Raw genomic sequence first — 22,238 nt, 5'->3', positions numbered from 1 at the left:
CGCGAAGAATCCAGCACTATTTCGACAAAAAGCCCGCCACCTTCTCAGCCGCCGCCTGCAAATGCTGCGCATGGCTGAACCCCGAAGCCTTCAACGGCTTCAGGTCATGATCGCCCGCCACCAGCCAGCTCACCTCGATCGCCGGTGACAGTGCATACCCCGCCACAGCCTCACGGTTACCCAGCGCATCCCGTTCGCCCTGCACGATCAACGTCGGTGTCTTGAGCCCCGCCAGGTGCTCGACCCTGGGCTTCTCCGGCTTGCCCACGGCATAGAACGGATACCCCAGGCACACCAGTGCATCCGCTTCGAGCTCGTCAGCCAACAAGCTGGCCATACGCCCGCCCATGGACTTGCCACCGATGGCCAGCTTACCTGTGACCAAAGGTCGCACCTGCCGGTACACCTCGCGCCAGCATTCCAGCAGCACCTTCTGCGGATTGGGCGGCCGCTTGCCGCCGTTCACCCTGCGCTCGGCCATGTACGGGAACTCAAAGCGAATCACCCCGACCCCAAGCGCCGCGAGCCTTTGCGCCATCTCGTCCATGAACCCGCTGTCCATCGGCGCACCGGCACCATGGGCCAGGATCAGACAGCCTTTGTAGCCGTCATCCCCTTGAATTTGCGGAAGATCGCAGCGCAAGCCTGGGACATTTCCGACCTTCGCCCATTGATCCCCGTCAATACCGGCACTTTGCCCATTAATCATGCTTGCCTCGCTCTATAGCCTGCCAATAACCGTGGATGGGAACCCATACATGAACACAACCAGCAGTACCGCCTACAACTACAAGGTGGTCCGCCAATTCGCCATCATGACGGTGGTGTGGGGAATCGTCGGGATGGGGCTCGGCGTCTTCATCGCCGCCCAGCTCGCCTGGCCGTCCCTCAACTTCGACCTCCCCTGGACCAGCTTCGGCCGCCTGCGCCCCCTGCATACCAATGCGGTGATCTTCGCCTTCGGCGGCTGTGCACTGTTCGCCACCTCGTATTATTCGGTGCAACGTACCTGCCAGACCACCCTGTTTTCACCCAAGCTGGCCGCGTTCACCTTCTGGGGCTGGCAACTGGTGATCCTGCTCGCGGCCATCAGCCTGCCGCTGGGCTACACCAGCTCCAAGGAATACGCCGAGCTGGAATGGCCGATCGACATCCTGATCACCATTGTCTGGGTCTGCTACGCCATCGTGTTCTTCGGCACGCTGATGAAGCGCAATACCAAGCATATCTACGTGGGTAACTGGTTCTTCGGGGCCTTCATCCTGACCGTGGCGATGCTGCACATCATCAACAACCTGGAGCTGCCGGTCAGCCTGACCAAGTCTTACTCGGTCTACGCGGGCGCCACCGACGCCATGGTCCAGTGGTGGTACGGCCACAACGCGGTGGGCTTCTTCCTGACCGCAGGCTTCCTGGGCATGATGTACTACTACGTGCCCAAGCAGGCCGAGCGGCCGGTGTATTCCTATCGCCTGTCGATCGTGCACTTCTGGGCGCTGATCACCCTGTACATTTGGGCCGGCCCGCACCACCTGCACTACACCGCGCTGCCCGACTGGGCACAGTCGCTGGGCATGGTGATGTCGCTGATCCTCCTGGCACCGAGCTGGGGCGGCATGATCAACGGCATGATGACCCTCTCTGGCGCTTGGCATAAGTTGCGCAGCGACCCGATCCTGCGGTTCCTCGTGGTATCGCTGGCGTTCTACGGCATGTCCACCTTCGAAGGCCCGATGATGGCCATCAAGACGGTCAACGCCTTGTCGCACTACACCGACTGGACCATCGGCCACGTCCACGCCGGCGCCCTTGGTTGGGTGGCGATGATCTCGATCGGCGCGCTGTACCACACCATCCCCAAAGTGTTCGGCAAAGAGCAGATGCACAGCATCGGCCTGATCAACGCTCACTTCTGGCTGGCGACCATCGGCACCGTGCTGTACATCGCCTCGATGTGGGTCAACGGCATCGCCCAGGGCCTGATGTGGCGCGCGGTCAACAGCGACGGCACGCTCACCTACTCGTTCGTTGAAACCCTGGTGGCCAGCCACCCTGGCTTCATCGTGCGCTTCGTCGGCGGTGCGATCTTCCTCAGTGGCATGTTCCTGATGGCCTGGAACACCTGGCGCACGGTGCGTGCGCCAGCCACTGACGCCGCCCCTGCGAACGCCCAGCTGGCCTGAGGAGACACGCCTGATGAAACATGAAGTCATCGAGAAAAACATCGGCCTGATGGCGCTGCTGATGGTGTTTGCCGTCAGCATCGGCGGCCTGACCCAGATCGTCCCGCTGTTCTTCCAGGACGTCACCAACAAGCCGGTCGAAGGCATGAAGCCCTACACCGCACTGCAACTGGAAGGCCGCGACATCTACATCCGCGAAGGCTGCGTCGGCTGCCACTCGCAGATGATTCGCCCATTCCGCGCCGAGACCGAACGCTACGGCCACTACTCGGTCGCTGGCGAGAGCGTGTGGGACCACCCGTTCCTGTGGGGCTCCAAGCGTACCGGCCCGGACTTGGCCCGCGTGGGCGGCCGCTACTCGGACGACTGGCACCGCGCGCACCTGTACAACCCGCGCAACGTGGTGCCCGAGTCGAAGATGCCGTCCTACCCGTGGCTGGTCGCCGAGCAGGTCGACAACAGCCACACCGAAACCAAGATGCGCACCCTGCGAACCCTCGGCGTGCCGTACACCGACGCGGACATCGCCGGTGCCCGCGACGCGGTCAAGGGCAAGACCGAGATGGACGCGCTGGTCGCTTACCTGCAGGTGCTCGGCACCGCGATCAAGAACAAGAGGTGAGTGCGATGGAAATAGACATCGGCATGATCCGCGGGCTGGGCACCCTGGTGGTGATGATCGCCTTCATCGGCCTCTCGCTCTGGGTATTCAACCGCCGCCGCGACCGTGATTTCGCCGAAGCGCGCCTGCTGCCCTTCGTCGACGACCGCCTGCCCCCTGCCGGGCAGGAACCTGCTGCCAAGAGGAGTTCCGGGCAATGACCACCTTCTGGAGTACGTACATCAGCGTACTGACCATCGGCAGTTTGATCGGCCTTACCTGGCTGCTGCTGTCGACCCGCAAGGGCCAGAGTACCGACACCACCGACCAGACCATGGGCCACAGCTTCGATGGCATCGAGGAATACGACAACCCGCTGCCCAAGTGGTGGTTCTGGTTGTTCGTGGGCACTCTGGTGTTCTCGGTCGGCTACTTGATCCTCTATCCAGGCCTGGGTAACTGGAAAGGCATCCTGCCGGGCTACGACAACGGTTGGACCGGGGTCAACGAATGGCAGAAGGAAATGGACAAGGCCGATGCCAAGTTCGGGCCGATCTTCGCCAAGTACGCGGCCATGCCGGTCGAGGAAGTGGCCAAGGACCCGCAAGCCCTGAAGATGGGCAGCCGCCTGTTCGCCTCCAACTGCTCGGTGTGCCACGGCTCGGACGCCAAAGGCGCCTATGGCTTCCCCAACCTGACCGATAAGGACTGGCGCTGGGGCGGCGAGCCGGAGACCATCAAGGCCTCGATCATGAACGGTCGCCACGGCGTGATGCCGGCTTGGGCCGAGGTCATTGGCGAGCAGGGCGTGGCCGATGTGGCCGCATTCGTGCTGACCAACCTGGATGGCCGCAGCTTGCCGGAAGGGGTCAAGGCCGACCCGGCCAAGGGCAAGGAAATCTTCGCCGGCAACTGCGTGGCCTGCCACGGGCCCGAAGCCAAAGGCACCCCAGCCATGGGCGCGCCTGACCTGACTCACCCGCAGGCGTTCATCTACGGCTCGAGCTTTGCCCAGTTGCAACAGACCATTCGTTATGGTCGCCAGGGGCAGATGCCGGCACAGGCCGAGATCCAGGGCAATGACAAGGTGCACTTGCTGGCGGCTTATGTGTATAGCCTGTCGCACGGTGACGCGCCTGAAGCAGTGACTGTTAAGTAATACCAGGGGGCCGCTTTGCGGCCCATTCGCAGCACAAGGCTGCTCCTACAGGCGATCGCATGCTTCTTGTAGGCGCAGCCTTGTGCTGCAAATGGGCTGCAAAGCAGCCCCCGCGCCCTTCCCCGCCATACCCCTCCCCTTGCACCCCCCCCTAACCGAACTAAGCTTGTTGCCTCAGTGGGCTTCGCTGCCAATCCAGCGAAGCAGACGCGGCGCATAGCCTGGTGCCGTCCGACAAAAAAGCCTGACCGATCGATCAGAAAAAGATGAAAAACGGTACACATTACAAATATTTATTTGTGTACAATCGTTCGAACCCAACACCGCTGGACACAGGTGGACGGGCTTGGACACGGGTCGGCGTACCAAAGTTGCGTTGCGGTAACCCGAGGGGTTATCGATACTGGCGCCGATTTTTCGACCAACAAGAACATCAAAACCGTGGAACCTTAGAATGAGCACAGCAATCAGTCCGACTGCTTATAACTATAAGGTCGTCCGCCAGTTCGCCATCATGACGGTGGTCTGGGGGATCCTTGGCATGGGCCTCGGCGTTTTCATCGCCTCGCAACTGGTATGGCCGCAACTGAACCTGGACCTGCCCTGGACCAGCTTCGGCCGCCTGCGCCCGTTGCACACCAACCTGGTGATCTTCGCCTTCGGCGGCTGTGCGTTGTTCGGCACCAGCTACTACGTGGTGCAGCGCACCTGCCAGACCCGGCTGATCTCCGACAGCATGGCGGCCTTCACCTTCTGGGGTTGGCAAGCGGTGATCGTCGGCGCACTGATCACCCTGCCGATGGGCTACACCACCACCAAGGAATACGCCGAGCTGGAATGGCCGCTGGCGATCCTGCTGGCCATTGTCTGGGTGACCTACGGGCTGGTGTTCTTCGGCACCATCGTCAAGCGCAAGACCAAGCACATCTATGTCGGCAACTGGTTCTACGGCGCATTCATCGTGGTCACCGCGATGCTGCACATCGTCAACCACATCTCGCTGCCGGTCAGCCTGTTCAAGTCGTACTCGGCCTACTCCGGCGCCACTGACGCCATGATCCAGTGGTGGTACGGCCACAACGCCGTGGGCTTCTTCCTCACCACCGGCTTCCTGGGGATGATGTACTACTTCGTGCCCAAGCAGGCCGAGCGGCCGATCTACTCGTATCGCCTGTCGATCGTGCACTTCTGGGCGCTGATCACCCTGTACATCTGGGCCGGCCCGCACCACCTGCACTACACCGCCCTGCCCGACTGGGCACAGTCGCTGGGCATGGTGATGTCGATCATCCTGCTGGCGCCAAGCTGGGGTGGCATGATCAACGGCATGATGACCCTGTCCGGTGCCTGGCATAAATTGCGCACCGACCCGATCCTGCGCTTCCTCGTGGTATCGCTGGCGTTCTACGGCATGTCCACCTTCGAAGGCCCGATGATGGCCATCAAGACCGTGAACTCGCTGTCGCACTACACCGACTGGACCATCGGCCACGTCCACGCCGGCGCCCTTGGTTGGGTAGCGATGATCTCGATCGGCGCGGTGTACCACATGATTCCCAAGCTGTATGGCCGGGCGCAGATGCACAGCGTCGGCTTGATCAACGCGCACTTCTGGCTGGCGACCATCGGCACCGTGCTGTACATCGCCTCGATGTGGGTCAACGGCATCACCCAGGGCCTGATGTGGCGCGCCATCAACGATGACGGCACGCTCACCTACTCCTTCGTCGAAGCCTTGCAGGCCAGCCACCCGGGCTACATCGTCCGCGCGCTGGGCGGTGCATTCTTCGCCTCGGGCATGTTGCTGATGGCCTACAACGTGTTCCGCACCGTACGCGCGGCCAACCCGGTTGAAGCAGATGAAGCCGCCAAGATCGTCGTCGTGGGAGCGCACTGATGAAGCATGAAGCCGTCGAGAAGAACATAGGCCTGCTGGCCTTCTTCATGGTCATCGCCGTCAGCGTCGGTGGCCTGACCCAGATCGTCCCGCTGTTTTTCCAGGACGTCACCAACAAACCCGTTGAAGGCATGAAGCCGCGCACCGCGCTGGAGCTTGAAGGCCGCGACATCTACATCCGCGAAGGCTGCGTGGGCTGCCACTCGCAGATGATCCGCCCGTTCCGCGCCGAGACCGAGCGCTACGGCCACTACTCGGTGGCCGGTGAAAGCGTGTGGGACCACCCGTTCCTGTGGGGCTCCAAGCGCACCGGCCCGGACCTGGCCCGCGTGGGCGGCCGCTACTCCGACGACTGGCACCGTGCGCACCTGTACAACCCGCGCAACGTGGTGCCCGAATCGAAGATGCCGTCCTACCCGTGGCTGGTCGAGAACAAACTCGACGGCAAGGACACCGCGAAGAAGATGGAAGTGCTGCGGACCCTCGGCACGCCGTACACCGACGCCGACATCGCCGGCGCGCGGGACGCGGTCAAGGGCAAGACCGAGATGGACGCCATCGTCGCGTACCTGCAGGGTCTTGGCACCATCATCAAAAGCAAACGGTGACGCTGATGGATATCGGGATGATTCGCGGCCTGGGCACCGTCGTGGTGATGGTGGCCTTCGTAGGCCTGGCGCTGTGGGTGTTCAACCCACGGCGCAAGCAGGAGTTCGACGAGGCGACCCGGTTGCCCTTCGCGGATGACCCCGAAGCCACCCGGCACGTCGAGCAAGCGCAAGCAAAAGTTTCTGGGAGCAAAAAACAATGACAACCTTCTGGAGTCTGTACGTCACCGTCCTGACCCTGGGCACCATCTTCTCACTGACCTGGCTGCTGCTGTCCACCCGCAAGGGCCAGCGCGAAGAGGTCACCGACGAGACCGTCGGGCATGCCTTCGATGGCATCGAGGAATATGACAACCCGCTGCCCAAATGGTGGTTCTGGCTGTTCGTCGGCACCATCATCTTCGCCCTCGGCTACCTGGTGCTGTACCCAGGCCTGGGTAACTGGAAAGGTATGCTGCCGGGCTATTCGTACCTGGACACCGACAAGCAGACCGAGTTTGCCAACGGCCAGCCGGGCTGGACCGGCGTGCACGAGTGGGAAAAGGAAATGGCCAAGGCCGATGCCCGCTTCGGGCCGATCTTCGCCAAGTTCGCGGCGATGCCCATCGAGGAAGTCGCCAAAGACCCGCAGGCCCTGAAAATGGGCGCACGGCTGTTCGCTTCCAACTGCTCGGTGTGCCACGGCTCCGACGCCAAGGGCGCCTACGGGTTCCCCAACCTGACCGACAACGACTGGCGTTGGGGCGGTGAGCCGGAAACCATCAAGACCACCATCATGGGCGGTCGCCACGGCGTGATGCCGGCCTGGTCCGAGGTGATCGGCGAGCAAGGCGTTGCCGATGTGGCAGCCTTTGTGGTCAGTAAGCTCGATGGCCGCACCCTGCCGGAAGGCGCCAAGGCCGATGCCGAAAACGGGCAGAAGATCTTCGCCGCCAATTGCGTGGCCTGCCACGGGCCAGAGGGCAAGGGTACGCCGGCTATGGGTGCACCAAACCTGACCCATCCACAGGCGTTCATCTACGGCTCGAGCTTTGCCCAGCTTCAGCAGACCATTCGCTACGGCCGCCAGGGGCAGATGCCGGCGCAGGAACAACTGCAGGGCAACGACAAGGTGCACCTGCTGGCAGCTTATGTGTACAGCCTGTCTCATCAGGAGCAGGAGCCTCAAAAGGCTGAGTAAGCAGGTCCGGCCTCTTCGCGGGTAAACCCGCTCCCACAGGTATCTCGCCGAGCCTGAGGGCAGCGGGGTCCCTGTGGGAGCGGGTTTACCCGCGAAGAATCCAGCACAAGCTGACCTGGATCAATTGACACCCGCCATATCACGATTCATACCACGAACCCAACGCGACTAAAGGTCGCAGTGCAACCCCTGGGTGCCATCACAGGCGTATCATGGGTCGCAGAGCGCTAGCAGATTGCGCGAGACTGCGGCCGGCATGCACTGGCCGCGGCATTTCTCCACTGCCGTGGGACTTGATGATGAGCAAGCAAATTCCGGTACATGACGTCACCCCGCCTGCCAACAAAGGGAAGGATTCCGTCGACCTCTACGCCTCCCGCGAGAAAATCTACACCCGCGCCTTCACAGGCGTGTTCCGCCGCCTGCGCATGGTCGGCGGTGCAGTACTGTTCCTGCTCTACTTCGGCACCGTGTGGCTGAACTGGGGCGGTCACCAGGCCGTTTGGTGGAACCTGCCCGAGCGCAAGTTCTACATCTTCGGCGCCACCATCTGGCCCCAGGACTTCATCCTCCTGTCAGGCATCCTCATCGTCGCCGCGTTCGGCCTGTTCTTCGTCACCGTGTATGCCGGCCGGGTGTGGTGCGGCTATACCTGCCCGCAAAGCGTGTGGACGTGGATTTTCATGTGGTGCGAAAAAGTCACCGAGGGTGATCGCAACCAGCGCATGAAGCTCGACCGCGCCCCCATGAACGGCAACAAGTTCCTGCGCAAATTCGCCAAGCACAGCCTGTGGCTGCTGATCGGTTTCGTCACCGGCATGACCTTTGTCGGTTACTTCTCGCCGATCCGTGAGCTGGCCATCGAATTCTTCACCGGCCAAGCCGATGGCTGGGCCTACTTCTGGGTCGGTTTCTTCACCCTCGCCACCTATGGCAACGCCGGTTGGCTGCGCGAGCAGGTGTGCGTGTACATGTGCCCCTATGCGCGCTTCCAGAGCGTGATGTTCGACAAGGACACGCTGATCGTGTCCTACGACCCGCGCCGTGGCGAAACCCGTGGCCCGCGTAAAAAAGACATCGACTACAAGGCCCAAGGCCTGGGCGACTGCATCGACTGCACCATGTGCGTGCAAGTCTGCCCCACCGGCATCGACATCCGCGACGGCCTGCAGATCGAGTGTATCGGCTGCGCCGCGTGCATCGACGCCTGCGACACCATCATGGACAAGATGAACTACCCCAAAGGGTTGATCAGTTACACCACCGAGCACAACTTGTCCGGGCAGAAAACCCACATGCTGCGCCCTCGGCTGATCGGCTATGCGCTGGTACTGCTGGTCATGATCGGCGCCTTGGCCACCGCCTTCGCCACCCGCTCGCTGGTCGGCTTCGACGTCAGCAAGGACCGCGTGCTGTACCGCGAAAACGCCCAGGGCCGGATCGAGAACGTCTACAGCCTCAAGGTCATGAACAAAGACCAACGCGACCACGTCTACGTGCTCGATGCCGCCGGCCTGCCGGACCTCAAGCTCGAAGGCCAGCGCGAGATCCGCGTGGCCGCCGGTGACATCGTCAGCCTGCCCGTGCAGCTGTCGATAGCGCCCGAGAAACTGCCATCGACCACCAACGAAATCACCTTCATCCTCAAGAGCGCCGATGACAGCGACGCCCAGGTTGAAGCCAAGAGCCGCTTCATCGGCCCACAGATCCGCTGAGAGAGATTATCGACAATGCCTGCCGCCACCGCCGCCAGCCCTTGGTACAAGCACCTCTGGCCCTGGATCATCATCGGCATCCTCACCACCTCGGTGTGCCTGAGCCTGACCATGGTCAGCATTGCCGTGCGCAACCCGGACAACCTGGTCAACGACAACTACTACGAGGCTGGCAAAGGCATCAACCGCTCGCTGGACCGTGAGCTCCTGGCCCAGACCTTGAACCTCAAGGCCAGCGTGCATTTGGATGAGCTGACCGGCGAAGTCGACCTGCGCCTGACGGGCGACAGCGACCCGCAAACGCTGGAACTGAACCTGATCTCGCCCACCCAGCCGGACAAGGACCGCAAGGTGGCGCTAACCCGTGCCGAGGCTGGGCGCTATGTCGGGCAACTGGACGACAAGGTCGAAGGGCGGCGCTTCGTCGAGTTGCTGGGCAGCCAGCAAGGGCAGGTGTGGCGGTTGTTCGAGGAAGAGAAGGTGGAGCATGGTGTGACTCTGCAGCTGGGCGATGAAGCGTTGCTAGGCGCAGAACACAAATAATCGCGACACCACTGCCCCTGTGGGAGCGGGTTTACCCGCGAATGCGTCAGACCTGTAATCACCACTGCCTGATCTATCGCATTCGCGGGTGAACCCGCTCCCACAGGGTTCGATGCAAACCAGCTGATTTGTGTAAGGCAACAGCCCAATGACCCAACCCACCCCCTGCTACCACTGCGCCCTGCCCGTCCCCGCCGGCAACCGCTTCACCGCCGTGGTCCTCGGCGAGCCACGGCAGTTCTGCTGCCCAGGCTGCCAGGCAGTGGCCGAGTCCATCGTCGCCGGGGGCCTGGAGCACTATTACCAACACCGCAGTGACACCAGCGCCAACCCCGAAGCCTTGCCCAGGCAACTGCAGGATGAACTGGCGCTCTACGACCGCAGCGACGTGCAACAAACCTTCGTCCGCCACGCCGGCGAACTGGCCGAAGCCACCTTGCTGGTCGAGGGCATCAGTTGCGCCGCCTGCGGCTGGCTGATCGAAAAGCACCTGCGCAACCTGCCCGGGGTCACCGAAGCACGCCTGAACCTGTCCAATCACCGCCTGCTGCTGGCCTGGGACGACCACCAGCTGCCCCTCTCGCGCCTGCTCGCCGAGCTGCGCCAGATCGGCTACGCCGCCCACCCCTACCAACCCGACCAGGCCGCCGAACAGCTGGCCCGGGAGAACCGCAGCGCCTTACGGCGCCTGGGTGTCGCCGGGCTGCTGTGGTTCCAGGCGATGATGGCAACCATGGCCACCTGGCCCGAATTCAACATCGACCTGTCGCCCGAGCTGCACACCATCCTGCGCTGGGTCGCGCTGTTTCTGACCATCCCGATCGTGTTCTACAGCTGCGCGCCATTCTTCAAAGGCGCAGCGCGCGACCTGCGCACCCGTCACCTGACCATGGACGTCTCGGTATCGCTGGCCATCGCCCTGGCGTTCGGCGCCGGGATCTGGACCGCGATCAGCGGCAGCGGCGAGCTGTATTTCGATACCGTCGGCATGTTTGCCCTGTTCCTGCTGACCGGTCGCTACCTTGAGCGACGTGCCCGCGAGCGCACCGCGGCGGCCACCGCGCAACTGGTCAACCTGCTGCCCGCCTCGTGCCTGCGCCTGGACGTTATCGGCCGTGCCGAGCGCATCCTGCTCAGCGAACTGCAGCGCGGCGACACGGTGCAAGTCCTGCCCGGCGCGGTAATCCCCGCCGATGGGCGCATCGTCGAAGGCCGCTCCAGCGTCGACGAGTCACTGCTGACCGGCGAATACCTGCCGCAGCCGCGTCGCGTCGGCGATCGAGTCACCGGTGGCACCCTGAACGTCGAGAGCACCCTGAACGTGGAAGTCGAAGCCCTCGGCCACGACTCGCGGCTGTCGGCCATCGTCCGCCTGCTGGAACGCGCGCAGACCGAAAAACCGCGCCTGGCCGAGATCGCCGACCGCGCTTCGCAGTGGTTCTTGCTGTTTACCTTGATAGCCGCCGTGGCCATCGGCCTGTGGTGGTGGCACCTGGCCCCGGACCGCGCCTTCTGGATCGTGCTGGCCATGCTGGTGGCGACCTGCCCTTGCGCCTTGTCCCTGGCCACGCCCACGGCCCTTACCGCCGCCACCGGCACCCTGCACAAACTCGGCCTGCTGGTGACCCGCGGCCACGTGCTCGAAGGCCTTAACCAGATCGACACGGTCATCTTCGACAAGACCGGCACGCTCACCGAAGGCCGCCTGACCCTGCGCAGCATTCGCCCGCTGGCCGACCTGGCCGCCGACCGTTGCCTGGCCCTGGCCGCCGCCCTGGAAAACCGCTCCGAACACCCCATCGCACGCGCTTTCGGCCGCACCGCCGCGCCTGCGGACGATGTGCAGACCGTACCGGGCCTTGGCCTGGAAGGGCTGGTTGACGGCCAGCGCCTGCGTATCGGCCAGGCCACGTTCGTGTGCGCCCTGAGTGGCGCAGAAATCCCCGGCGTGCCCGAGCCACGCGGCCAATGGCTGCTGCTGGGTGATCGCCAAGGGCCGCTGGCCTGGTTCGGCCTCGATGACCGCCTGCGCGATGACGCCCCGGCCTTGCTCGCTGCCTGCAAGGCGCGGGGCTGGCGGACGCTGCTGCTGTCGGGTGACAGCTCGCCGATGGTCGCCGAAGTGGCGGCGCAACTGGGTATCGACCAGGCCATCGGCGGCCTGCGCCCGGACGACAAGCTGGACCGGCTCAAGGCGCTGCAAGCCGCTGGCCGCAAGGTGCTGATGCTGGGTGATGGGGTCAACGACGTGCCGGTGCTGGCTGCCGCCGACATCAGCATCGCCATGGGCAGCGCCACTGACCTGGCCAAGACCAGCGCCGATGCGGTGCTGCTGTCCAACCGCCTGCAGGCGCTGGTACAGGCCTTCGACCTGGCCCGCCGCACGCGCCGCAACATCCTCGAGAACCTGCTGTGGGCGACCCTGTATAATGGCCTCATGTTGCCGTTTGCCGCGCTCGGCTGGATCACCCCCGTGTGGGCGGCCATCGGCATGTCGGTGAGCTCGCTGATCGTGGTCCTCAACGCCCTGCGCCTGACCCGGCTGCCAGGCGTGGCGGCCACCAGCAGCCACCCGCAACCCGCCACCGCCTGATCAGGAGCCGCCCATGCCAGCCCTCTATGTCATGATCCCGGCCGCCCTGCTGCTTGTCGGCGTTGCCGTGTACATCTTCTTCTGGGCGGTGGACAGCGGCCAGTACGACGACCTCGAAGGCCCTGCCCACAGCATCCTGTTCGACGACCAGGACCCGCGCCACCAGGCTGCGGTCAAGCCGGACGACAGCCTGGCCGAAGACGACAAGGAACCCCCACCCCGTGCCTGACCTGCTGCCCCTGCTCGGCTCGGCGCTGATCCTTGGCCTGCTCGGTGGCGGCCACTGCCTGGGCATGTGCGGCGGCCTGATGGGCGCGCTGACCCTGGCCATCCCGCCCGAGCAACGCGGCCGACGCTTGCAGCTGCTGCTGGCGTACAACGTCGGGCGCATTCTCAGCTATGCCTGCGCCGGCCTGCTGGTAGGCCTGGCTGGCTGGGCCGTGGCCAGCAGCCCGGCCGCCCTGGCGCTGCGGGTGGTAGCCGCGTTGCTGTTGATTGCCATGGGGCTGTACCTGGCCGGTTGGTGGAGCGGGTTGACCCGTATCGAGGCCCTGGGCCGAAGGCTGTGGCGGCATATCCAGCCAATCGCCTCGCGTTTGCTGCCGGTGTCGAGCCTGCCGCGCGCCCTGTTGCTGGGGGCCTTGTGGGGCTGGTTGCCGTGCGGGCTGGTGTACAGCACGTTATTGTGGGCTGCGAGCCAGGGGAATGCGGGGTACAGCGCGGCGTTGATGCTGGCCTTCGGGCTGGGCACCTGGCCGGTATTGCTGGCCACGGGCTTGGCGGCGGAGCGGGTCAGCAGCCTGCTGCGACGGCGCAGCGTGCGCATGGCGGGTGGGTTGCTGGTCATCCTGTTTGGCCTGTGGACGCTGCCTGGGCCACACCAGCATTGGTTGATGGGGCATTGAAGCGGGCTGCTGTGCAGCCCATCGCCGGCAAGCCAGCTCCCACTGCTACAGCACAAGCCTTGAGGCAGTGAGGCCCCTTTGGAAGCTGGCTCCCACAGCTACAGCACAAGCATTAAGGCAGTGAGGCCCCTGTGGGAGCTGGCTCCCACAGCTACAGCACAAGCATTAAGGCAGTGAGGCACCTGTGGGAGCTGGCTTGCCGGCGATGGGCCGCTCAGCGGCCCTAAAGGCTCTTGATACAAATCAACACAGATTCCTACAGACGGCCATAGACTCCGGACACTGCTCGCTCTATCCGGGGACCGCCCACATGCTCGACGACCTACGTTGGGACACCGACCTGATCCGCCGCTACGACCTGGCCGGACCACGCTACACCTCCTACCCGACCGCCGTGCAACTGCACAGCGAAGTGGGCTCGTTCGACCTGCTCCACGCCCTGCGCGAGAGCCGCCGGGCGGTGCGCCCGTTGTCGCTGTACGTGCACGTGCCGTTCTGCGCCAACATCTGCTACTACTGCGCCTGCAACAAAGTCATCACCAAGGACCGTGGCCGCGCTGCGCCCTACCTGCAACGCCTGGAGCAGGAAATCCAGCTGATCGCCTGCCACCTGGACCCCAAGCAACGGGTCGAGCAACTGCACTTCGGCGGCGGCACGCCCACCTTCCTCAGCCCCGTGGAATTGCGCCAGCTGATGGCCACCCTGCGCCAGCACTTCAACCTGCTGGACGATGATTCCGGCGACTACGGCATCGAAATCGACCCACGCGAAGCCGACTGGTCGACCATGGGCCTGCTCCGCGAGCTGGGCTTCAACCGTGTCAGCTTGGGCGTGCAGGACCTGGACCCGGCCGTGCAGCGGGCGGTCAACCGCCTGCAGAGCCTGGAGCAGACCCGCACCCTGATCGAGGCAGCGCGTACCCTGCAATTCCGCTCGATCAACCTGGACTTGATCTACGGCCTGCCCAAACAGACCCCGGAAGGCTTTGCCCGCACGGTCGAAGAGGTGATCCGCCTGCAACCCGACCGCCTGTCGGTGTTCAACTACGCCCACCTGCCCGAGCGTTTCATGCCTCAGCGACGCATCGACAACAATGACCTGCCGAGCCCGTCAGCCAAGCTCGAAATGCTGCATGCCACCATCGACCAGCTGACCGCCGCCGGTTACCGCTACATCGGCATGGACCACTTCGCCCTGCCCGACGATGAGCTGGCCATGGCCCAGGAAGAAGGCACCCTGCAACGCAACTTCCAGGGCTACACCACCCACGGCCATTGCGACCTGGTCGGCCTGGGGGTGTCTGCCATCAGCCAGATCGGCGACCTCTATTGCCAGAACAGCAGCGACCTCAACACCTACCAGGACAGCCTCTCCAACGCCCAACTGGCCACCCAGCGCGGCCTGCTGTGCAACCACGACGATCGCCTGCGCCGGGCTGTGATCCAGCAGTTGATCTGCCATTTCGAACTGGATTACGAGCCGATCGAACAGGCCTTCACCATCGATTTTCGCGGCTACTTCAACGACCTTTGGCCAGAACTGCTGACCTTGCAGCGTGATGGCCTGATCAGCCTGGACGACAAGGGCATCCGCATCCTGCCCGCCGGCCGCCTGTTGGCGCGCTCGGTGTGCATGGTGTTCGACGCCTACCTGGCGATGCAAAACCGCCAGCGCTTCTCACGGGTCATCTGAAAAGCGAGACGTTCAACCGCATGGACAAGTGGGCTTGTGCGGCACACTATGGGTACACGAAAGGCCTCGGCGCGCACCCGCCGAGGCTTCGCCAGCACGCACCACAATAGCGCACGCTGGCCTACAACCTACGCCGTGAGTTACCCTTACGTCTTATGTGTGCTTTCCCACAAGGATCGATTGAAAATGTCCGAGCCAGTTAAACTGCGCCCACATACCCAGGCCCATTGCAAGGATTGCAGCCTGGCCCCCCTGTGCCTGCCTCTTTCGCTGAACCTGGAAGACATGGAAGCACTGGATGAAATCGTCAAACGTGGACGGCCGCTGAAAAAAGGCGAGTTCCTGTTCCGCCAGGGTGACAATTTCGGCTCGGTCTACGCCGTACGTTCCGGCGCCCTCAAAACCTTCAGCCTCAGCGACAGCGGCGAAGAGCAGATCACCGGCTTCCACCTGCCCAGCGAACTGGTCGGCCTGTCCGGCATGGACACCGAAGCCTACCCGGTGTCGGCCCAGGCCCAAGAGACCACCTCGGTGTGCGAAATCCCCTTCGAACGCCTCGACGAACTCTCGGTGCAATTGCCGCAGTTGCGTCGTCAGCTGATGCGTGTGATGAGCCGCGAGATCCGCGACGATCAGCAGATGATGCTGCTGTTATCGAAGAAAACCGCCGACGAACGCATTGCCACCTTCCTGGTCAACCTGTCCGCACGCTTCCGCGCACGTGGCTACTCGGCCAACCAGTTCCGCCTGAGCATGTCGCGCAACGAAATCGGCAATTACCTGGGCCTGGCGGTGGAAACCGTGTCGCGGGTCTTCACCCGCTTCCAGCAAAACGGCCTGATTCGCGCCGAAGGCAAGGAAGTGCATATCCTCGACCCGATTCAGTTGTGCGCGCTGGCCGGCGGTGCAATAGAGGCCTGAGCTTTTGTTAACGGGTATACTGGCGCCATCGTTTTTCCAGGATACCCGCAACAATGCATAGCGAAGCCTTCGACCTCAAAGCCCTGATCCGCCCGGTAGTGGACTTCCCCAAACCGGGTGTGATCTTTCGCGACATCACCCCGCTGTTCCAATCCCCACGCGGGCTGCGCTATGTCGCCGACCAGTTCATCGAGCGTTATGTCGAGGCTGAGTTCAGCCACATCGGTGCCATGGACGCGCGCGGCTTCCTGATCGGTTCGATCATCGCCCACCAGCTGAACAAGCCGCTGATCCTGTTCCGCAAACAGGGCAAGCTGCCGGCTGACGTGCTGAGCGAGGGTTATCAGACCGAGTACGGCGAGGCCTTCCTCGAAGTGCATGCCGACAGCCTCTGCGAAGGCGACTCGGTGTTGATTTTCGATGACCTGATTGCCACTGGCGGCACCCTGCTGGCGGCAGCCAACCTGGTGCGTCGTACCGGGGCTCAGGTATTTGAAGCGGCAGCGATCATTGACCTGCCGGAGCTGGACGGTTCGCGCCGGCTGCAGGCTGCGGGTGTGCCGACCTTCTGCCTGACCGAGTTTTCCCTCAGCGAATACTGAGTGCATTGCAGCCATCGCTTTTTGTAGGAGCAGCCTTGCGCTGCGAAGAGGCCAATGACAACGAGGCTATTTTCGTTGCCATTACCGGCCTCTTCGCAGCACAAGGCTGCTCCTACAGACCGCGCGTAGGTCTTTAGAGCGAAATCGGCCTGCGCCCCGCAAAGGCATGGGCCAATGTCCCGCCATCCACCAGCTCCAGCTCGCCACCCAGCGGCACACCGTGGGCAATGCGCGACGCCACCAGGCCCTTCTCGTTCAGCAACTGCGCGATGTAATGCGCCGTCGCCTCCCCTTCCACCGTCGGGTTGGTCGCCAGGATTACCTCGGTAAAGGTGCCCTGCTCCTCGATTCGCGCCATCAGCTGCGGCACGCCGATCGCCTCAGGCCCCAGGCCATCGAGCGGCGACAGATGCCCCTTGAGCACGAAATAGCGGCCGCGGTAACCGGTCTGCTCCACCGCATACACATCCACCGGCCCCTCGACCACACACAACTGCGTGTCGTCACGGCGCGGGTCGGCGCACTGCGGGCAGAGTTCCTGCTCGGTCAGGGTGCGGCACTGACGGCAATGGCCTACCCCTTCCATGGCCTGGGTCAACGCCTGAGCCAACCGCAGGCCGCCGCTGCGGTCACGCTCAAGCAGCTGCAGGGCCATGCGCTGGGCGGTTTTCTGGCCGACACCCGGCAGGGTGCGCAAGGCATCGATCAGTTGGCGGATCAGGGGGCTGAAGCTCATGTAGGCAGGCCTGCAAGTCGGGGGAACAGAATGAACAAGGGAGCAACGGCCCCAAGGCCGTTGCTCCCCATTTGACGCAAAAGGTGAATCAGAACGGCATTTTGAAGCCTGGCGGCAACTGCATGCCAGCGGTCATGCCGCCCATTTTTTCCTGGCTGCTCTGCTCGACCTTACGGACCGCATCGTTCAGTGCGGCAGCGATCAGGTCTTCAAGCACTTCCTTGTCGTCTTCATCGGTCGACATCAGGCTTTGATCGATGCTGACGCGCTTAACGTCGTGACGACCGGTCATCACCACGCTCACCAGGCCGCCACCGGATTGGCCGGTCACTTCGGCGTTGGCCAGTTCTTCTTGCATCTTGGCCATTTTTTCCTGCATCTGCTGGGCCTGCTTCATCAGGCCGGCCATGCCACCTTTCATCATGGGGGTATACCTCGATTGGGTCATGTGATGCGGCCCGGCACCGGGCCAGCCGCATGGTTATCCGTTACTGGCCCTGATTGGCCAGGGCCTCTACAGGCTCAATAGTATCCTGTCGCACCTTGGCACCGAACTGCTTGATCATCTGCTGGATCAACGGGTCCTGCTCGATCGACACCACGGCGTCCTGCTGGCGCTCGGCACGCTTGCGCGAGGCGGCCTGGGCCGGCGTTTCCTGCTCAGGGCGTATCAGCTCGATACGCAGGTTCAGAGTGCGCCCCAAGTGCTGATTGAGCGCGTCGTTCAAGCGCCGCTGCTGGGTGGCGTTGAACAGTGCGCCCTGGCCTGGGTCCAGGTGCAGCAGCCAGTCGTCGCCGTCGGCAGCAATCAGCGTACAGTTTGCGGCGATGTTGCCTGTCATACCGGAGACAGGCAACTGTGGGAATAATTCCAGCCATTGCAGGGCCAGGCCGGTAGCCGGCTGGGCAGCCGGCAGCGGTTCGGCAGCAGGTTTGGGCTGCTCTTCCTGGACGTGCTCGGCCAGCTCATCGAGGTAACTGAAGCCGACGGGGTCGCTGTCACCTACGTAGTAATCTTCGTCCGCTGGCGGTTCGTCGTCGCGGTCCATGCCCGCTGCCGCATAGGCCGACGGGTCGAACGGCGGCTCGTCGTAGGCCGGCTGTTCGCGCTGCGGCTCGGCCATGGCTGGCTGGGGCGCAGGTGTTGGCTCAGGTGTTGGCTCAGCCACAGGCACCGGCGAGGCGGCAACCGGCACGGGGGGCGCTACAGGCGCTTCCCAAGGCAGGTCGATGACGTCCTCGACAGGTGCGGGTGCCGGCGCAGCAGGTTCAACTGGCGCTGGCTGGGTAACGGCAGGCGTCGGCTCTACAGCGAGTGCTACAGGGGTCGGCACCTCCACCGCTTGCGCGACAACCGGCGCCACGGGCGCTGCGACTGGCTGATGGGCCACTCCCGCAGTTGCCACCGGTGTTGCAGGATCAGCTGTGGCTTGGCTGATCCCCACCGGCTTTAGCACCGGTTTCGGCGCGTCATCGGTGTCGGCCGGGCGGAACGCCAGCATGCGCAACAGGACCATCTCGAAGCCACCCCGCGGGTCTGGCGCCAAGGGCAGGTCGCGGCGGCCAATCAGGCCCATCTGGTAATAGAACTGCACGTCCTCGGCCGGCAATGCCGAGGCCAGCGCCAACACGCGGTCGCGGTCGCCCTGGCCGTTGTCCACCGCCTCCGGCAGAGCCTGGGCAATGGCGACACGGTGCAGCACGTTGAGCATTTCGGCCAGCACGCCGCTCCAGTCCGGCCCTTGCTCGGCAAGGTTGCGCACCGCCTCCAGCAGCGCGCGGGCATCGCCTTCTAGCAGCGCCTGCAGCACGCCATAAACCTGGCCATGGTCGAGGCTACCGAGCATGGCCCGCACATCGGCCGCCAGCACCTTGCCTTCACCAAACGCGATGGCCTGGTCAGTCAAGCTCATGGCATCGCGCATCGAACCGTCGGCGGCGCGGCCCAGCAGCCATAGGGCATCTGGCTCGAACGGCACGTTTTCGGCGGTCAGCACATGGCTGAGGTGCTCGACTACCCGCTCCGGGCTCATGTTCTTCAGCGAGAACTGCAGGCAGCGCGACAGGATGGTCGCTGGCAGCTTCTGCGGGTCGGTGGTGGCGAGGATGAACTTGACGTAGGGCGGCGGCTCTTCCAGCGTCTTGAGCAAGGCGTTGAACGAGTGGGTCGAGAGCATGTGCACTTCGTCGATCAAATAGACCTTGAAGCGCCCACGGCTCGGGGCATATTGCACGTTATCCAACAGCTCGCGAGTGTCTTCGACCTTGGTGCGGCTGGCGGCGTCGATCTCGATCAGGTCGACGAAGCGGCCCTCGTCGATTTCCCGGCACACTGAACAGGTGCCGCAGGGCGTCGAGGTGATGCCGGTTTCGCAGTTCAGGCATTTGGCGATAATGCGGGCGATGGTAGTCTTGCCCACACCGCGGGTGCCGGTAAACAGGTAGGCATGGTGCAGGCGCTGGTTGTCCAAGGCATTGATCAAGGCCTTGAGCACATGGGCCTGGCCGACCATTTCGCGGAACGAGCGCGGACGCCATTTTCGTGCAAGAACCTGATAACTCATCGAAAAACCATCGTAGCCTGATCGAGCGGAAGATCGCTAATGCTAGCGGAGCGGGGCCGAAATTGCACCCTGCGCGACTGGTCTAAGCTATGAAACTGGCGCGCTATCCAGGGAGGATGTGCCTTGCGAAGACTGTTGCCCCTGCTATTGCTGTGGACCACCCACAGCCTGGCCGACCCACCCGTGCTGCGTTTTTCCGTCGCCGAGAGCTGGAGCATGCCGCTGATGCGTGTCGAAGGCGATCAACCGGTGGAAGGTTTGCTGTTCGACCTGATGCAGGCTATTGCCCGGGAAGTGGGTGTGCGACCGGAGTATCACGTACTGGCACGCCTGCGCCTGCAGGAAGCCATGGAAAGCGGCGATATCGACGTGCGCTGCTATGTCAGCACCCAGTGGTTTCAGGATCGGCCGGGCAATTTTGTCTGGAGCATCCCCGTGATCCACCAGCGCGACGTATTGGTTGGCGGCGCTGATGCAAGCAACCCTACCCGCCCAGAGCAACTGGCGCCGCAAGCCATCGGCACTGTGCTGGGTTATGCCTACGGCACCCTGCAACCCTTGTTCGAGCAGGGCCGATTGCACCGCGAAGACAGCCGCAGCCAGCTGCTGGCCCTGCAGAAGCTGCACGCGGGGCGGTATCTGCATGCGGTGAGCAACGAGTTGTCGTTGCAGTGGTTCAACCAAGGTTTGCCGGCGGGGCAACAGCTGCAAACGCTGGCAGTGCTGGAAGAGCAGGACTTGGGATGCATGGTGCGCACTGACCCGGGGGTACCGACGCAAGGGGTGCTCAGGGCACTGGTGCGCATGAAGCAGTCCGGGGAGATTGAGCGGATCAGCCAGCGGTATGGGGGTGCGGGGTATGCTGGGAATGCCGCAGCGCGGACGCCCTAAATAGAGATGTTTCGCACAATTTCTGCGAGCCCTACAGATGCAGCAGGAAGTCGTCTAAATAGATGTATGAACCGTCCTGGTTTTAGAGCGGGTTGGGGCTGACAGGTGTCCGCCGGAAGCACTATGGCGTCTTCGAGATCGAGCGCCGCCCGCGCGGCGCTTCGCAGCACAAGGCTGCTCCCACATCTGTTTCGGGCCAGTCACGCCTGTGCCAGCGCGCGCGACCGCCTTTTTCGTACGACACGATACTGAGGCGGGCGCCAAGGGGCGCGCGCCAATTCCTCAGGAATAATTGGCCCGAAACAGATGTGGGAGCAGCCTTGTGCTGCGAAGCGCCGCGCGGGCGGCGCTCGATCTCAACGACCACACAAGACTCACGCCATGCGCCTGGCCCCAGGCGATTTGCATGGCGCGCAGCCCATGCTCCAGTAGCTGTCGCGTTTCTTCGTCTTGGATGCGCTCAAGTGCTCGGCGGCTGTCGCTGTAGGCGAACATTAGGTAGTGGGAGACATTCATCAGCGCGAACTCTATTGGCACGACGCCTTCGCTGATGGCGCGGGAAAGGGATTTACCGGGGGGAAGGTCGAAGGTATGGGGTGGGTCGGGGACGATTTTTTTCATGCAAGCTCCATGCGACCTGAGCTGCACCCTTTTGCTTCCACGCATTAGGGTGACAACTGTACGCGGGGTGGAAGACCAGGCACATGGAAAACCCGGCAGGTACGAGTACCTCCCGCGCACAGCTGCCATAACAGGCAACTGCTCCAAGTCGTTCCCGGGCTTCCACACCCGATCGCTGAACCGACAGCGACCGCAAAAGCCTATTGGGTGGGGTTTCCAAGGACAATCAGACGGGAGTCGACGGGATGCGTAGGATATTTCTGCAAGCCTCACAAATGCAGCAGGAAACCGCCTATACGAGAGTAGGATCCTTCCTTGTTGGCAATTGGACTACGAAATCTGGTGTATAGAGCGATTCCGACCTCTCGCCTGGTGGCACATAATTTTCGCCACCCCTCAAAAAGACACCTCCCGATGCTCCAAGATGATCGAGACAATCTCGAACTCGACAGACTACAGATCGAGAATCGCAAGCTAGCTGCAGAAGCACTCAAATTCATGGCTGAAGAGCGCAAGCTTAGACAAGAGGCGTTCTGGCACCCCTTCGCAACCGGCTCGGTCATACTGACTGCCATTGCGGGTATCATGGCCCTGCTGGTTAAACTCTAAGCACGCTCGTTTATGGCAGAGGAAAGATCATGCCCCGTTCCACTCAAGATAGGGTTGAACAATCCCATCGCGAAGTTGAGGCCCTGGCCGAAGAAATGCGCAAGGCAAGAGCCTTTTCTCCTTGGTCAGCACTTTTGCCGTTCAGCCTAGGTGCAGGCTTTGCTTTGGCGTTACTTCTCGCCGGCCTCTTGATCTTGCGACTGCTGTAATCCCGAGC

24 protein-coding genes are annotated in these 22,238 nt (G+C 63.1%); 19 read left to right on the top strand and 5 right to left on the bottom strand.

Going from position 1 to position 22,238, the window contains the following annotated elements; translation table 11 throughout:
• Positions 1-16: 16 nt before the first annotated feature.
• The gene (locus tag QOS90_RS06225; protein ID WP_085272546.1) at positions 17-709 is read right to left on the bottom strand and encodes an alpha/beta family hydrolase; all 693 of its coding nucleotides are present in this window, start codon (positions 707-709) and stop codon (positions 17-19) included.
• 49 nt (positions 710-758) lie between these two features.
• Here QOS90_RS06225 and ccoN (QOS90_RS06220) point away from each other — a divergent pair, with 49 nt between their 5' ends.
• The 16 genes from ccoN (QOS90_RS06220) to QOS90_RS06145 all read left to right on the top strand — a co-directional run bounded on the left by ccoN (QOS90_RS06220) (position 759) and on the right by QOS90_RS06145 (position 16,600).
• Complete coding sequence (gene ccoN, locus QOS90_RS06220) at positions 759-2,183, top strand: cytochrome-c oxidase, cbb3-type subunit I (RefSeq protein WP_027592920.1); 1,425 nt, start codon at positions 759-761, stop codon at positions 2,181-2,183.
• A 13-nt stretch (positions 2,184-2,196) separates the two neighbouring features.
• Complete coding sequence (gene ccoO, locus QOS90_RS06215) at positions 2,197-2,805, top strand: cytochrome-c oxidase, cbb3-type subunit II (protein ID WP_027592921.1); 609 nt, start codon at positions 2,197-2,199, stop codon at positions 2,803-2,805.
• Between the two features lie 5 nt (positions 2,806-2,810).
• Positions 2,811-3,005 carry a cbb3-type cytochrome oxidase subunit 3 gene (locus tag QOS90_RS06210; RefSeq protein WP_027592922.1) on the top strand — a complete coding sequence of 65 codons (195 nt, stop codon included), beginning with the start codon at positions 2,811-2,813 and terminating at the stop codon, positions 3,003-3,005.
• The gene (gene ccoP / locus QOS90_RS06205) at positions 3,002-3,943 is read left to right on the top strand and encodes a cytochrome-c oxidase, cbb3-type subunit III (protein ID WP_027592923.1); all 942 of its coding nucleotides are present in this window, start codon (positions 3,002-3,004) and stop codon (positions 3,941-3,943) included. The genes QOS90_RS06210 and ccoP (QOS90_RS06205) overlap by 4 nt, the downstream gene beginning before the upstream one ends.
• Positions 3,944-4,397: 454 nt before the next feature.
• Positions 4,398-5,840 carry a cytochrome-c oxidase, cbb3-type subunit I gene (gene ccoN, locus QOS90_RS06200; RefSeq protein WP_027592924.1) on the top strand — a complete coding sequence of 481 codons (1,443 nt, stop codon included), beginning with the start codon at positions 4,398-4,400 and terminating at the stop codon, positions 5,838-5,840.
• Entirely contained in the window at positions 5,840-6,448 is a 609-nt protein-coding gene (gene ccoO / locus QOS90_RS06195) for a cytochrome-c oxidase, cbb3-type subunit II (protein ID WP_003254286.1), read from the top strand. Before ccoN (QOS90_RS06200) ends, ccoO (QOS90_RS06195) begins: the two co-directional genes overlap by 1 nt.
• 5 nt (positions 6,449-6,453) lie before the next feature.
• The gene (locus tag QOS90_RS06190; protein WP_027592925.1) at positions 6,454-6,651 is read left to right on the top strand and encodes a CcoQ/FixQ family Cbb3-type cytochrome c oxidase assembly chaperone; all 198 of its coding nucleotides are present in this window, start codon (positions 6,454-6,456) and stop codon (positions 6,649-6,651) included.
• Positions 6,648-7,628, top strand: coding sequence for a cytochrome-c oxidase, cbb3-type subunit III (gene ccoP / locus QOS90_RS06185; RefSeq protein WP_027592926.1), 981 nt, complete (start codon positions 6,648-6,650; stop codon positions 7,626-7,628). Before QOS90_RS06190 ends, ccoP (QOS90_RS06185) begins: the two co-directional genes overlap by 4 nt.
• A 299-nt stretch (positions 7,629-7,927) precedes the next feature.
• Positions 7,928-9,343 carry a cytochrome c oxidase accessory protein CcoG gene (gene ccoG / locus QOS90_RS06180; RefSeq protein WP_085272545.1) on the top strand — a complete coding sequence of 472 codons (1,416 nt, stop codon included), beginning with the start codon at positions 7,928-7,930 and terminating at the stop codon, positions 9,341-9,343.
• Between the two features lie 15 nt (positions 9,344-9,358).
• The gene (locus QOS90_RS06175) at positions 9,359-9,886 is read left to right on the top strand and encodes a FixH family protein (RefSeq protein ID WP_085272544.1); all 528 of its coding nucleotides are present in this window, start codon (positions 9,359-9,361) and stop codon (positions 9,884-9,886) included.
• Between the two features lie 148 nt (positions 9,887-10,034).
• Entirely contained in the window at positions 10,035-12,479 is a 2,445-nt protein-coding gene (locus tag QOS90_RS06170; RefSeq protein ID WP_085272543.1) for a heavy metal translocating P-type ATPase, read from the top strand.
• A 13-nt stretch (positions 12,480-12,492) separates the two neighbouring features.
• Positions 12,493-12,708 (top strand): cbb3-type cytochrome oxidase assembly protein CcoS, encoded by a 216-nt coding sequence (gene ccoS, locus QOS90_RS06165; RefSeq protein WP_027592930.1) that lies wholly within the window; start codon positions 12,493-12,495, stop codon positions 12,706-12,708.
• Complete coding sequence (locus QOS90_RS06160) at positions 12,701-13,384, top strand: sulfite exporter TauE/SafE family protein (protein ID WP_085272542.1); 684 nt, start codon at positions 12,701-12,703, stop codon at positions 13,382-13,384. The genes ccoS and QOS90_RS06160 overlap by 8 nt, the downstream gene beginning before the upstream one ends.
• 310 nt (positions 13,385-13,694) lie before the next feature.
• On the top strand, positions 13,695-15,077 hold the full coding sequence (hemN, locus tag QOS90_RS06155) for an oxygen-independent coproporphyrinogen III oxidase (protein ID WP_027592932.1): 1,383 nt from the start codon (positions 13,695-13,697) through the stop codon (positions 15,075-15,077).
• Positions 15,078-15,263: 186 nt separating this feature from the next.
• A complete protein-coding gene (gene fnrA, locus QOS90_RS06150; protein WP_027592933.1) occupies positions 15,264-15,998 on the top strand; it encodes a Crp/Fnr family transcriptional regulator FnrA in 735 nt (244 codons plus the stop codon).
• A 53-nt stretch (positions 15,999-16,051) separates the two neighbouring features.
• Positions 16,052-16,600, top strand: coding sequence for an adenine phosphoribosyltransferase (locus QOS90_RS06145; protein ID WP_003254303.1), 549 nt, complete (start codon positions 16,052-16,054; stop codon positions 16,598-16,600).
• A gap of 133 nt (positions 16,601-16,733) precedes the next feature.
• Here QOS90_RS06145 and recR read toward each other — a convergent pair whose 3' ends face one another.
• The 3 genes from recR to dnaX form a co-directional block, all read right to left on the bottom strand.
• The gene (gene recR / locus QOS90_RS06140; RefSeq protein ID WP_027592934.1) at positions 16,734-17,336 is read right to left on the bottom strand and encodes a recombination mediator RecR; all 603 of its coding nucleotides are present in this window, start codon (positions 17,334-17,336) and stop codon (positions 16,734-16,736) included.
• 88 nt (positions 17,337-17,424) lie between these two features.
• Entirely contained in the window at positions 17,425-17,760 is a 336-nt protein-coding gene (locus QOS90_RS06135; RefSeq protein WP_008093501.1) for a YbaB/EbfC family nucleoid-associated protein, read from the bottom strand.
• Between the two features lie 64 nt (positions 17,761-17,824).
• Positions 17,825-19,900 carry a DNA polymerase III subunit gamma/tau gene (dnaX, locus tag QOS90_RS06130; protein WP_085272541.1) on the bottom strand — a complete coding sequence of 692 codons (2,076 nt, stop codon included), beginning with the start codon at positions 19,898-19,900 and terminating at the stop codon, positions 17,825-17,827.
• A 123-nt stretch (positions 19,901-20,023) separates the two neighbouring features.
• Between dnaX and QOS90_RS06125 the strand changes: the two genes are divergently transcribed.
• The gene (locus tag QOS90_RS06125; protein ID WP_085272540.1) at positions 20,024-20,791 is read left to right on the top strand and encodes a substrate-binding periplasmic protein; all 768 of its coding nucleotides are present in this window, start codon (positions 20,024-20,026) and stop codon (positions 20,789-20,791) included.
• Between the two features lie 282 nt (positions 20,792-21,073).
• Here QOS90_RS06125 and QOS90_RS06120 read toward each other — a convergent pair whose 3' ends face one another.
• Complete coding sequence (locus tag QOS90_RS06120; protein ID WP_493854124.1) at positions 21,074-21,412, bottom strand: hypothetical protein; 339 nt, start codon at positions 21,410-21,412, stop codon at positions 21,074-21,076.
• A gap of 414 nt (positions 21,413-21,826) precedes the next feature.
• Here QOS90_RS06120 and QOS90_RS06115 point away from each other — a divergent pair, with 414 nt between their 5' ends.
• Together QOS90_RS06115 and QOS90_RS06110 are read left to right on the top strand one after the other, a co-directional pair.
• Entirely contained in the window at positions 21,827-22,021 is a 195-nt protein-coding gene (locus QOS90_RS06115) for a hypothetical protein (RefSeq protein ID WP_085272539.1), read from the top strand.
• Between the two features lie 29 nt (positions 22,022-22,050).
• Positions 22,051-22,230, top strand: coding sequence for a hypothetical protein (locus QOS90_RS06110; protein WP_085272538.1), 180 nt, complete (start codon positions 22,051-22,053; stop codon positions 22,228-22,230).
• The last annotated feature ends 8 nt before the right edge of the window (positions 22,231-22,238 follow it).

The organism is Pseudomonas sp. LAIL14HWK12:I10 (genome assembly GCF_900184205.1).
Classification (GTDB): Bacteria; Pseudomonadota; Gammaproteobacteria; order Pseudomonadales; family Pseudomonadaceae; genus Aquipseudomonas; species Aquipseudomonas kermanshahensis.
This window is presented reverse-complemented; position numbering and strand designations above follow the sequence as displayed.